The organism is Aeromonas sp. R10-1 (assembly GCF_040908465.1).
GTDB classification, from domain to species: Bacteria; Pseudomonadota; Gammaproteobacteria; order Enterobacterales; family Aeromonadaceae; genus Aeromonas; species Aeromonas caviae.
The window spans coordinates 438,356-450,325 of sequence record NZ_JBFODT010000005.1 but is presented as its reverse complement, the minus strand read 5'-3'; the positions used below and the strand labels follow the sequence as shown (position 1 = coordinate 450,325).

General features: G+C 65.2%; 8 protein-coding genes and 1 tRNA gene. 7 read left to right on the top strand and 2 right to left on the bottom strand.

The window, feature by feature from the left end; all coding sequences use genetic code 11:
- Nucleotides 1-6 precede the first annotated feature (6 nt).
- Nucleotides 7-91 (top strand) — tRNA-Tyr (locus tag AB5Y93_RS03435).
- A 208-nt stretch (nucleotides 92-299) separates the two neighbouring features.
- Here AB5Y93_RS03435 and AB5Y93_RS03430 read toward each other — a convergent pair.
- The gene (locus tag AB5Y93_RS03430; protein ID WP_368228808.1) at nucleotides 300-4,073 is read right to left on the bottom strand and encodes a translocation/assembly module TamB domain-containing protein; all 3,774 of its coding nucleotides are present in this window, start codon (nucleotides 4,071-4,073) and stop codon (nucleotides 300-302) included.
- Between the two features lie 76 nt (nucleotides 4,074-4,149).
- Complete coding sequence (locus AB5Y93_RS03425; RefSeq protein ID WP_368228807.1) at nucleotides 4,150-5,925, bottom strand: autotransporter assembly complex family protein; 1,776 nt, start codon at nucleotides 5,923-5,925, stop codon at nucleotides 4,150-4,152.
- Nucleotides 5,926-6,461: 536 nt separating this feature from the next.
- On the opposite strand from AB5Y93_RS03425, the gene AB5Y93_RS03420 reads away from it, so the two are divergent.
- The 6 genes from AB5Y93_RS03420 (at nucleotide 6,462) to AB5Y93_RS03395 (ending at nucleotide 11,940) form a co-directional block, all read left to right on the top strand.
- A complete protein-coding gene (locus AB5Y93_RS03420; protein ID WP_043154193.1) occupies nucleotides 6,462-6,857 on the top strand; it encodes a hypothetical protein in 396 nt (131 codons plus the stop codon).
- A 59-nt stretch (nucleotides 6,858-6,916) separates the two neighbouring features.
- Nucleotides 6,917-7,195, top strand: coding sequence for a peptidylprolyl isomerase (locus AB5Y93_RS03415; protein ID WP_010674120.1), 279 nt, complete (start codon nucleotides 6,917-6,919; stop codon nucleotides 7,193-7,195).
- A gap of 127 nt (nucleotides 7,196-7,322) precedes the next feature.
- The gene (locus tag AB5Y93_RS03410; protein WP_368228806.1) at nucleotides 7,323-8,033 is read left to right on the top strand and encodes a DUF1499 domain-containing protein; all 711 of its coding nucleotides are present in this window, start codon (nucleotides 7,323-7,325) and stop codon (nucleotides 8,031-8,033) included.
- Nucleotides 8,023-8,598 carry a carboxymuconolactone decarboxylase family protein gene (locus tag AB5Y93_RS03405; protein WP_039039829.1) on the top strand — a complete coding sequence of 192 codons (576 nt, stop codon included), beginning with the start codon at nucleotides 8,023-8,025 and terminating at the stop codon, nucleotides 8,596-8,598. Before AB5Y93_RS03410 ends, AB5Y93_RS03405 begins: the two co-directional genes overlap by 11 nt.
- A complete protein-coding gene (locus tag AB5Y93_RS03400) occupies nucleotides 8,595-10,751 on the top strand; it encodes an FAD-dependent oxidoreductase (RefSeq protein ID WP_368228805.1) in 2,157 nt (718 codons plus the stop codon). Before AB5Y93_RS03405 ends, AB5Y93_RS03400 begins: the two co-directional genes overlap by 4 nt.
- A gap of 19 nt (nucleotides 10,752-10,770) precedes the next feature.
- Entirely contained in the window at nucleotides 10,771-11,940 is a 1,170-nt protein-coding gene (locus AB5Y93_RS03395) for an ABC transporter substrate-binding protein (RefSeq protein ID WP_368228804.1), read from the top strand.
- Nucleotides 11,941-11,970: the final 30 nt, after the last annotated feature.

The following is an 11,970-nucleotide window of genomic DNA, read 5'->3' as shown; positions in this document are numbered from 1 at the left end:
CCCCGTGGAGGGGTTCCCGAGCGGCCAAAGGGATCAGACTGTAAATCTGACGGCTCTGCCTTCGAAGGTTCGAATCCTTCTCCCTCCACCATCTTTCAGAAAGCCCGGCCTTGTGCCGGGTTTTCGCTTTTCTGCCTTCCACAAATCCCCTTCTTCTCTACAAAAAAAACGGGAGGCCAGGCCTCCCGTCAATATATGCACGCTCTCACCCCGAACCTACCTACAACAGCAGTCATCGGCAGGTCGGGCAGGGGGGGATAAGCATCCCCCCAGGCATCTGTCTTGTCATCCGCGCCCCCTTACAGGGTGAAGCGATAGAAGATATCCACCGCCTGGGCCACCCCGCTCATGGCCTGCAGATAGAGCCTTGGCATCAGCTCGTAGCGCAGCTTGAATTCGGCGATGGGGCTGAACACCCCGACCCCGTACTGGAACTGCAAGCCGGGCAGCAGGTAGGCCGACAGGGTCACCTGGGTGTCATCACCACTGCCTGCGGTATCGAGGGCCACGTCGCTCATGCCGAGGGACTCTCCGATGCTGGAGACCACGCCGCTCGCCTGGCTCACGGCCCCCGCCACCAGCAGGCCGTTGAAGCCGCCATCCTCGCCGCTGGTCTGCAATCCCTTGCCCCGCAACAGATAGGATAGCTGTTCGGACTGCGCCATTTGCGGCTCGGAATAGACGGTGATCTTCGGCTTGGCGGCCGGCCCCGTCACCCGCACCCCGACGGTCACGTTGTCCTCGATGGTGTCCGGATCCCGATAGGTCTCGATGTTGAGATAGGGCTGATCGATGGGGCCGGAGAAGAGGATCCGCCCCTCCTTGATGATGAGGTTCTGACCATAGGCCTTGAAGCGCCCGTCCCTGAGCTCCAGTTGCCCGTTGCCCGAGAGCGGCTTGGAGGGATCCTGGCGAATGTTGAGGGCCCCTCCCACCTTGGTCTTGAGTCCCATGGCTTCAAGGCGGACGTCGTCCCCGAACCGGATGGCGAGCCTGATCTCCATGGGCAGCGGTGCCGCCTTGGGGACCGGCGGCAGATCGTCGTAGATGACGGTGACGTCATCGGAGACCGCCACCGCGCTGTCTGGCAGGCTCTTGACCAGGATGCGCGACCAGGGGATGTCCACCTGGCCGGTCACCCTGGTCTCCTCCCCGAGAGAGATGGCGATGTCAGGTGTCACCCTGACCCGGCCCATGCCCGGGTACTGGGCCTCCAGCTCCTTGCCCTGAATGGTGAGGCTGCCGGTCACCGGCTGCTGGGCCCAGCTCAGCCAGCCCCCCAGCACCAGGGGGCCCTTGCCCACCATCATGGAGCCGTCGAGTTCGGCCCGGTTGCCTTCTATCTTGAGGCGGGTCACCAGCTTGGAGAGGGTCACCATGTCGGAGTGGGTCTGAACCTCCCCCTCCTTCAGGTTCAGCTCGCCATACAGCAGGGGGGCAGCCAGGGTACCGTCGAAGCGGGCATCCGCCGAGATGACCCCTTGCAGGGAGCGCACTTCGGGAATGAGGGGCGCAAAGGTCGCCAGCTTCAGATCGTCAAACCTGAGTTGACCGCCGAGGTTGCCGCGGCCGGCGGGATCCCGGATCAGCAGATCGGTGTCGATGTTACCGATCTGCTCGGAGGCGAAATCGACCCGGATGGCGGCCTGCTGGCGCTCGAAGTCGATCCCGAGCTCGAGGCGCTGGTAGTCGGTCTTGAGTTCGTCGGCGACGAAGGTCCCAGGCGTGGTGCGCACGGTGGCGTGCAGGGTCGGCTGGTTGCCGCGCCAGCTGGCGCGCCCGTCGGCCGACAGCACCGCCTGCCAGCGGAAATTGTCCGGCAACCAGGGGCGCAGCCGCTTGAGATCAAATTCGTTCAGGGCAAATTCCAGATTGCCCTGGGACTGGGCTATCCGGCTCCCCTTGACGCAGAGACTGGCCTTCTGGGACGCGAGGCAGAGATCCCCCATGGTCAACTGCTGTTTCGGCAGATCCAGGTCCAGAGACCAGGGGGCGGCCAGCGCCCAGCGCTTGAGGGGGGTCTTGAGCTTCAGCTCGGCAAGGGCGCCACGCCAGTGGTCACCGCGCAGGCTGCCATTCAGGCTGAGGTCTGCCGCCAGGGGATCCCCCTTCATGGTCAAGGTGAGCCCGTGGCGCTCGAGATCGCCGCTCAGGTTCAGGGCGATTTGCGAGAGCTTGGTCTCCCCCTGCGCCAGGCTCGCCACCGTCACCGCCACCTCACCGGCGGGCTTCTCCCCGACCAGGGCGTTGGCCTTGATGACGGTCTCCTTGAGGACGGTGCCCGCGTAGGCGAGTCGGCCCGACACCAGATCGGCATTCACGCGCGGCGCCTGCTGGTTGCCGGTGACGCGCACCTGGCCCTTGATGTCCCCTCCCAGACCCGGGTAGATACCCCCAAGCTTGGGCGCATCCAGATCCGCATCCAGCTTCCAGGCCTGGGTCGTGAGCGAGCCTTTGGCCTGCAGCCGGTTGGGGCCGCTTTGCAGCGCCAGGGCCGGGATGGTCCACTCCATCTTGTCGTTGCCGCTGAGCCTGCCCTGCAAGGCCAGAGGATACTGGTTGAGCTTGCCATCCACCTTGAGCTCGGGCAGGGCCAGCTGCCAGTGGCCCGCCTCATCCAGATCGAAGCGGCTGGTGATCTTGCCCGCCAATGCCCCCTTGATCTCGGGCACCAGCTCCGCCGGGTTGATCCCCTTGAATTCGGTCGTCCCCTGCCACTGGACCCCCTTGCTCCAGGCCAGCTTGCCGTCGAGCTTGAGCTCCCCCTTGAGGGCCCCCAGCCGCAGCTCGATACGGCTCAGCTGGTTGAGATCCCCCTTGCCCGAGAGCGCCACCTTGAAGGGGGGCACATCGGTCCCCTTGCCGGCGGTGTTGAGCGCAAACTGATAACCGGAGAGCTTGCCCTTGGCGCTCAGGGTGCCCTTGTCCAACCGATAGCTGGGCTCATCCTTGGCAGGCTTGTGCAGGGGCCAGGAGAGGCTCTTCCAGTCCAGCGCCAGATCGAAGGGCAGATCCGGGTCGAGGGCCGCAAGGGATCCTTTGAGATTGGCGCCCACCGGCCCCTTGGCCTTGAGTGCCAGCCCAAGCTTGCCCACAGAACCGTCCAGGATGAGATTGACCTGCTCCCCCTTGAGCTCCCCGTCCAGCAGCCCTTGACGCGCCTTGGCATCCAGAGTCAGGGTGAGGGGGTAATCCTCGTGCAGGCGCACCTGACCACTCAAGGCCAGATCCGCCATGGCATGGCGCAAGGAGAGCTCCCGGATGTCGATGCGCTCCTCCTCGGCGGTGGCCGACAGCAACAGGTTGTCAAGCCCCTCCACCAGCTCACCTTGCTGATAACGGAACGCCGTGGCTTTCAGCCCCTCCAGCTGGATGGGGAAAGGCAGTCGCACCGCCGGCAGCACCATGGGCTCGGGCTTGCTTGCGGCCTGCGTCTTGTCACCGGGGACAGCCTTGCGCTCGCCGGCCGCCAGGGTGGCGCTTTTCTCATCCGCCGGTTTGGCGCCCTTGTCACTGGCCGCCTCCACCGGGGACGGTGCCACCACCACGTTCAGGCCATCGAGCACGGGGCCGCGCACGATGAGCCCGGCGCGATCCAGGGCGGCGCCAATGTCCAGATCCTTGAGGGTGATCGTCACGCCGGGCACCGCCACATCGAGATCGGCAACCTTGAGGCTGTCGACCTGGATTTTGAGCGGCAACGGATGCCAGACGAAGGGCTCCGACGGCTCTTCCGGCACCGGCTCGGACTCCGCCACCCGGACCACGGGGCGAGTCACCGCCAGAGTCTTGATCCAGAGCTTGCCCTGCAGGAGCTTGCCCAGATCCCAGTCCAGCACGGCCCGCTCCACGGTGACATCCACCAGCTCGTCCTGCCAGCCAACCCCTTCGAAGGTCCAGCCATAACCGAGTTGCCCCGCCACCAGCTCCCCCTTGAGGGAGGGCAGCGCGGCTCTGGCCTGTTGCCACAACCACTTGTTACCCTGATGGGTGAAGCCCAGCAGGCTGACGCCGATGAGCAGCAGGAAGAAGAGGCCCATGAGCCACAAGAAAATGCGTTTTACCCAGATCACGATGCAGACCCCTGCAAGGAAAGCAGCCGCAGCGGCCAGAAAAGAGAAAGAAGAGGATATGCGCCTGGTTGCCGGGTCATAGTTCCGGCCCCAGTGCGAAGTGCAGCCGCAGCGGCTTGTCCTCCTCGGAGATGCCCACCGCCAGATCGAGCCTGACCTGACCGATGGGGGTGACCCAGCGCACCCCGACCCCGGTGCCTATCTTCCAGGCCTCGCTGTAGTCGACGGTGGCGGTCCCGGCGTCCACGAACAGGGCTCCGAGCCACTTCTCGCTGAAGCGGTAGTTGTACTCCAGGCTGCCGACGCTGGCGTAGCGTCCGCCGGTCAGCTTGCCATCGTCCCCCCGTGGCGAAATGGTCTCGTAACCGTAGCCCCGGACCGTCTGATCGCCGCCGGTGAAGAAGCGCAGGGAGGGGGGGACCAGGGAGAAATCATCCCCGACGATGGCCCCCTGTTCGGCCCGCATCAGGAAACGGTGATCTTCGCCCAGGGTGCGCAGCCACTTGCTGCGCCCCCACACCCGCATGAAGCTGATGTCGGACCCCCAGTAGGGGCTCGAGAACTCCATCGTCAGTTGCTGGCGATCCCCCCAATCCGGCACCAGACCGCCGCGCACCCGCAGCCGTGACCAGGAGACGCCGGGGATCAGCAGCAGGCTGTTCCCCTCGTCCTGACCCTGGACGTAGCGCTCGTTCTCCAGGCGCACAAAGACGTCTCTGTCCCAGCTCTCCGGTCGGCGTGTCCAGCGGTGCACCCCGAAGGTGGCCAGATCGGAGCGGGTGTCGTTGTTGTCGGTGTATTGATAGCCCGCCTGCAGGGAGTAGTAATCCCGCAGCGGGTTGCCCACCGGGATCTGGTAGTCGAAGCTGAGCTCCGCTTCCGGCGCCGAGATCTTGGCGGTGCTGGAGAGGCGGTGACCATAGCGGTTCACCCAGGGTTTCTCCCAGGTGGCACTCAGGCGCGGCCCCACGTCCGTGGCATAACCGATACCGGTCTCAATTTCGTGATCGACCCGGTTGGAGAGGGTCACCTGCACCGGCACCCGGTTGCCCTCGGCCTGGCTGATCAGGGGTTTGATGTCCACCTGCTTGAACAGCTTGGTGGAGGAGACATCCTGGGACATCTCCGCCAGACGGATCGCCAGATAGGGGTCGCCGCTCTTGATGTTGATGAGCGGGCGGATCAGGTGCAGTGCCTCCGGCGTCGCGTCATAGCGGATCTCGCCGAAATGGTAACGCGGGCCAGAGCGAAACAGGATGTAGATCTCCGCCTTGCCCTGTTCCGGGAAAACCTTGACCTGGCTCTTGCTGATCTTGGCGTCAAAATAGCCGCGGGCCAGCCCCAGACTGCCGAGATCCGCCTTGATGGATTCATATTTGCCGTGGTTGAGGGGATCTCCCTCCTTCAGGGGCAGCTTGTCCAGCAGCTCGCTGTACACCTCGTCGCTCCCCGCATCCCCTTCCAGCAGGATGTCGAGGCGCGAGATGATCACGGGTTCCCCCCGCTCAATCTCGATCACCACCTTGGCGGGCGTCTTCTTGTCGCGGTTCAGGGTGATCTTGGGCTGGTAGTAGCCATAGACCTGCAGCGCCTTCTGTACGCTCTCGGTGATCTTGGTGCGGGCGGGGCGGTACTGGCGTTCCTGATAGACGGGCAGGGCGTTGAGGTAGGCCTCGACGTTGTCTTTCTGCTCTCCCCTGACCCCCTTGATCTGGTAGGTCAACTTGGCCGCCATGGCGGGCATCGCCATCAGCCAGAGAGCGAGGGCGAGCAGCAAGAGACCGGGCCCGGGGCGACGGGATCGCCCGGATGAAGTGCTCCCGGTGAGAAAAGTAGGATAGCATCCTGTCAAACGTCATTTTCCCCGAATAACATGATTTAAAGATTGTGTTATTTAGTACGATACCGAGACTCATCCCGGGCGAGTGCCGCTCATCCTAGCATAATCGCGACGGCGAAATCCCACGCTCGGGGCCCCTTTGCGTGCCGCTCTGCCGCCCCCGGTGCGGGGATCGCTTCGGCCCAGCAAGGAGCCAGCCGGGTGTGAGGAGCCAAACTGCGCACAATCCGGGCAAGGGGCGAACAAAACGCCACCACCGACCCCGCCACGCCGGATCTCCCCTGGCGGCCTTGGGCTGGCAGCAGGGTCCGGCTCGTCGCGACAACCCTTGTCGGACACCCCGCATCCGGCGGGTTTCGTCAACCCGTCCCCCTCGACTTGCTCCGTGCCCTCTTCCCCACCCTGCCTGCTATTGAACAGGAAAATAATTTTAAATCAATCACTTGAATAGATGGCACTAAAGCTTCGTTCAATTCAATCGATTTATCCCGCTGCCCCTGCGCTCCTGCCTGTCCCACACTGATCCCAATCATCGCAGGAGAGACCCCATGCACCTACGTAGCGAACAACTGGCTGACTACATCGCCGACCGACTCGAGTTCATCACCTTCCTGGCCTGCTGCAGCGCCCTGCTGGCATTGCTGACCGGCATGAACGGCCAGCAGGCCCTCGCCTTCACCGCGCTCAATCTGCCCTTTGGCCTGGCCCTGCTGCTGGGCATGGCCCTGCTCGCCCCCCTGTCTGCCCACTGGCGCCTGCCCGGCATAGTCCTGCTGCTGGTGAGCGCAGCCCTGGCCACCCTGCAGATGGGAGGCAACTGGCTCAACCCCCTGGCCATCTGGAGCCTCTATGCCCTGCTGGGGCTGGAGATCCTCTGGCAATCCCGGGCCAGGGTCCCCCTGGCCGCCGGCCCCCGGAGCCGGGTCTCGCGCCCGAGGGGCTGACGCGGAGGCGCAATTGCAGTAATCTTGCGCCCCCTTTCCCCTCGCCGAGGAGCATTCCGATGAAAAAAGCCTGTGCCCAGCACATCCTGGTCAAGACCGAGAAACAGTGTCTGGAAATCAAGGAGAAGCTCGCCAAGGGCGCCGATTTCAGCCAGATGGCCAAGCGTTTCTCCACCTGCCCTTCCGGCAAGCGTGGCGGCGATCTGGGAGAGTTCTCCAAGGGGGACATGGTCAAGTCCTTCGACGATGCCGTGTTCAAGGGGGAGTTGCTGACCGTGCTGGGGCCGGTGCGCACCAAGTTCGGCTTCCACCTCATCAAGGTGCTCTATCGCAGCTGATCCAGGGCGACGAGGCCATCGGTTCTCTGAGCCGCACGCCCGGGATTGATGATCATTTACTAACGTTATCAGGCAATTAAGTTTATCCTTCTGGGCATAGTTCCATCCTGACCCGTGGATCCCTCATATGCACAGCTCTTTGTGGTGGCCGCTGCTGACCTGGCTATTGCCCCTTTGCGGGGCCCTTGGCAGCCGCGCCCATCTCTGGCCCTGGTGGCTCGGCTTCATCCTCTGTCTCGCCAGCGCCCTCCTCAGCCTCGTGCTGCTGCTGCGCCTGCCCTGGCGCTATCGCCGCACCACCAACCTCTGGCCGGATATCTGGGGCATTGCTCCCCTGCTGCTGCCCCTGCTGTTTCTCGTCCAGGCGCTGCGCTCTCCCCTCGCCAACGACGTCAGCACGGATCCCTACCATCCGCCACGGCTCCAGTGGGCCGAGCAGCTCAGAAGCCCGGAGGATCTCCCGGTCTCCCCTCCGCCCCTGCAACTATTTCCAGGCAACCCCGGTCCTCTCTATACCCGGGCATCCCCGGTCGAAGTGCTCGCGGAAGCCGAGGAACTGATGACGGAGCTGGGCTGGCAGGTTCATCCGGGCAGCGAGGGTATCGATGCCGTCGTCACCACCGGCTGGTTCGGGTTTCAGGATGACGTGGCACTGCGGGTCTTTGCCGGGCCCAAAGAGACCCGTATCGACATGCGCTCCGCCTCGCGCCAGGGGCGCAGCGATCTGGGGGTCAACCGGGCACGGATCATCGATTTCCTGAATCGGTTGAACGAGCGCCTGGGCGGGGCCTACAAGCCCAAGATGGAGAAGCTCAAAGAGGAACAAGATGCGCATTGAGGTCAAACCGGACCGGGCCTACGCCTGGTTCATCCGCCCCTTCTTCTGGCTGCAGAAACGCAACTACGGTCAGGTGCTGATCCCGGGCAAGTGCTGGGGGCGCTCCCCCAGGCTGTTCGCCGCGGTCGCCACCCTCTACGGCGTCATCAACCGCAAGCGCTCCCCCATCGACCCCGTGCTGCGCTCCCTGGTGACGGTGCGGGTCTCCCAGCTCAACTGGTGTCGTTTCTGTGTCGACATCAACGCCATGACCCTCGTCAAGCGGGCAGGCTCCAGCGACAAGGTGGAGGCGCTGGCCCGGTGGCGCGACAGCCCCTTGTTCGACGAGCGGGAGCGGGCCGTGCTGGACTATGCCGAGGCCATGACCGGGCTGGATGGCGTGAGCGACGAGCAGGCCGCCCGCCTCAAGCCCTGGTTCGATGACGACGCCCTGGTGGAGCTCACCGGCCTCATCGCCTTCCAGAACATGTCCGCCAAGTTCAATGCCGCTCTCGACATCGCTCCCCAGGGGTTCTGCCAGTTGCCGGTGCAACCCGAGCGCCCCCTCGACAAGGGGCAGGGATGAACCAGGCACGCCTGCTGCTGTTGCTGGCGATGGGGGCCCTGGTCGGCACCTTCTTTGCCCTCGACCTTGACCACTATCTGAGCCTCACCCAGTTGCAGGCTCATCAGGAGCGCCTGGCCCTTTGGGTCGACCGCCATGTTGTCGCAGCCAGCCTGCTGTTTCTGGTGATCTATGTGCTCACCACCGCCCTCTCCCTGCCGGGGGCGGCCCTGCTCACCCTGGCGGGCAGCGCCGTCTTCGGCATCCTGTGGGGGCTCTTGCTGGTCTCCTTTGCCAGCTCCCTCGGCGCCACCCTGGCCTTTCTCAGCGCCCGCTTCCTGCTGCGGGACTGGGTCGAGACGCGCTTTGGCGACAAGCTGGCGAGCGTTCAGGCCGGCATGCAAAAGGAGGGGGCCTTCTATCTGCTGAGCCTGCGCCTCATCCCCCTCTTCCCCTTCTTTCTGGTCAACCTGGTGATGGGGCTCACCCCCATCAGAGTCAGCACCTACTACTGGGTCAGCCAGCTCGGCATGCTGCCGGGCACCCTCGTCTACGTGCTGGCGGGAAGCGAGCTGGCTACCCTCACCAGCACACGCAACCTCTTCTCCCCCGGCCTGCTGGCCGCCCTGACCCTGCTCGGCCTGATGCCCTGGCTGATGCGTGCCTTTCAGCGCCGTCTCGCCCTCTACCGGTTGCACGCCCCCTACCGCAAGCCGGCGCGCTTTGACTACAACCTGCTGGTGATAGGTGCCGGCGCCGGAGGTCTGGTCACCAGCTACATCGCCGCCGCGGTGAAAGCCAGAGTGGCCCTCATCGAGCAGCACAGGATGGGGGGGGATTGCCTCCATACCGGCTGCGTCCCCTCCAAGGCGCTGATCCGAAGCGCCCGCTTCGCCATTGAACAGCGCAAGGCCGGGGAGCTTGGTTTTACCCCGAGCCAGAGCCGCGCTGACTTCGCCGCCGTGATGGCGCGGGTCGCCCGGGTCATCGAGGAGGTCGAACCCCACGACTCGGTGGCGCGCTATGAAGGACTCGGGGTGGAGTGCATCCAGGGGCGGGCGCGAGTCACCTCCCCCTGGGAGGTGGAGGTCAACGGCAAGCGCCTGACCAGCCGTCATATCGTGATCGCCACCGGCGCCCGCCCCCGGGTGCCCGCACTACCGGGGCTGGACAGGGTTCCCTACCTCACCTCCGACACTATCTGGCAGCGACTGCGTGAGCCCCCCCGCCATCTGCTGGTGCTGGGAGGAGGCCCCATCGGCTGCGAGCTGGCCCAGAGCCTGGCCCTGCTCGGTATCCCCGTCACCCTGGTGGAGCAAGGCCCTCAGCTGCTGCCCCGGGAAGATAGGGACGTCGCCGGGGCCCTGGCCGCGCAGCTGGAGCACGACGGCGTCACCCTGCACCTCGGCTGGCAGGCTACCTCGGCCGGGTATATGGACGGTAAAGTCACCAACCTGCCCATCCGGCTGCACCTGCGCCGGGGGGACGAGACGCTGGTGGTTGAGGGGGACCAGCTGCTGCTGGCCCTTGGCCGGGAGGCCAACGTGAGCGGTTTCGGGCTGGAGGCGCTGGGGGTTGAACTGGCCCCCGGCGGCACCCTGGCCATCGACGGCTTCCTCGCCACCAACTACCCCAGCATCCTGGCGGTGGGGGACGTTGCCGGCCCCTACCAGTTCACCCATTTTGCCGCCCATCAGGCCTGGTATGCCGCCATCAACGCCCTCTTTGGCCAGTTCAGGCGCTTTCGGGCAGACTACAGGGTCATGCCGGCGGCCACCTATACCAGTCCGGAGATAGCCAGGGTCGGCCTCAACCAGAAAGAGGCTCATGCCCGAGGCATCCCCTTCGAGTCGACCCGCTTCGAGATGGCCGAGCTGGATAGAGCCATCACCGACGGCGAGTCAGGGGGCTTTGTCGAGGTGCTGACGGTGCCGGGCCGTGACAGGATACTCGGGGCCACCATAGTGGGTGCTCACGCCGGCGAGCGGATCGCCGAGTTTGCTCTCGCCATGCGCCACCGTCTGGGACTTGGCAAGATCCTCGCCACCGTTCACCCCTACCCCACCCTGATGGAGGGGAACAAGTACGTGGCTGGCGCCTGGCGCCGTGCCCGTCAGCCCGGGCGCCTGCTGGCGCTGCTGGCCCGTTATCACCGCTGGCGCCGCGGCGCCTGACTCTGACGAGGCAACCATCATGTTCAAGACTCGACTTCGCGCCCTGCTCCGTCCCCTGATGGCCGCTGTCCCCCTGCTGCTGGCCTCCCCGCTCCACGCCAATGACGCATCGTGGCAGCAGACCTTGCTGGCCGCCAGGGGGCAGACCGTCTACTTCAACGCCTGGGGGGGCAGCCCCGAGATCAACGCCTACCTGGTGTGGGCCAGGCAGGAGATCGCTCGCCAGTACCAGGTCGAGCTGGTGCAGGTGAAGGTGGATGACATCGCCCAGAGCGTGAGCCAGTTGCTGGCCGGCAAACAGGCTGGCAAGACGTCGAACGGCCCCATCGACCTGCTCTGGGTCAACGGCGAGAACTTCAAGGCGCTCAAGGAGCAGGGGCTGCTGGGGGCCCCCTTTACCGACGAGCTGCCCAACATGGTCCTGGTGGACACCGCCCTGCCGGTGAGTGAGGACTTCACCGTGCCGGTCGAGGGGCTGGAGGCCCCCTGGGGCATAGGCCAGCTCAATCTGATGGTGGATGACGACCAGGTAGACGCACCTCCCATCTCGGCGGCCGCCCTGCTGGCCTGGGCCAAGGCTCACCCCGGCCGCTTCACCTACCCCAAGCCTCCCCAGTTTCACGGCTCGAGCTTTCTCAAGCAGATCCTGCTGGAGCTGACACCGGATCCGGCGCCCCTCTATCGGGAGGCGACCGATGCCGACTTCCTCCGCATCACCGCCCCTCTCTGGGCCTGGCTCGACCAGCTTCACCCCGCGCTCTGGCGAAAGGGCAGGCTCTTCCCCACCGGCGCAGCCGAGACCAGGCAGTTGCTCGATGACGGCGAGCTGGCCATGGCCATCAGCTTCAACCCGGGGGAAGCCCAGAGTTCGGTGCAAAACGGCACCCTGCCCCCCACCGTCCAGGCCATCGCCATGGAAAAAGGGGCGCTCACCAACAGCCATTTCCTCGCCATCCCCTTCAATGCCTCCGCCCGGGCCGGGGCCAAGGTGGTGGTCAACTTCCTGCTGAGCCCCGCCGCCCAGGCGCGCAAGAGCGACCCCGCCTTCTGGGGGGATCCCAGCGTGCTGCGCCAGGAGGCGCTGCCAGGCCAGACCCGTCCGGCATTGCGCTTCAAGGGGGTGGCAGAGCCCCACCCCAGCTGGCAGACCCGGCTGGAAGCGGCCTGGGCCGAGCGCTACGGCCACTGATCCATCATGCAGGCGCGCGCCCCTCTTCTC

What these genes read in the sequence shown, in the direction of transcription:
- AB5Y93_RS03420 (WP_043154193.1), top strand. Translation starts at nt 6,462, where the DNA reads ATGCACCTACGTAGCGAACAACTGGCTGACTACATCGCCGACCGACTC.
- AB5Y93_RS03415 (WP_010674120.1), top strand. Translation starts at nt 6,917, where the DNA reads ATGAAAAAAGCCTGTGCCCAGCACATCCTGGTCAAGACCGAGAAACAG.
- AB5Y93_RS03410 (WP_368228806.1), top strand. Translation starts at nt 7,323, where the DNA reads ATGCACAGCTCTTTGTGGTGGCCGCTGCTGACCTGGCTATTGCCCCTT.
- AB5Y93_RS03405 (WP_039039829.1), top strand. Translation starts at nt 8,023, where the DNA reads ATGCGCATTGAGGTCAAACCGGACCGGGCCTACGCCTGGTTCATCCGC.
- AB5Y93_RS03400 (WP_368228805.1), top strand. Translation starts at nt 8,595, where the DNA reads ATGAACCAGGCACGCCTGCTGCTGTTGCTGGCGATGGGGGCCCTGGTC.
- AB5Y93_RS03395 (WP_368228804.1), top strand. Translation starts at nt 10,771, where the DNA reads ATGTTCAAGACTCGACTTCGCGCCCTGCTCCGTCCCCTGATGGCCGCT.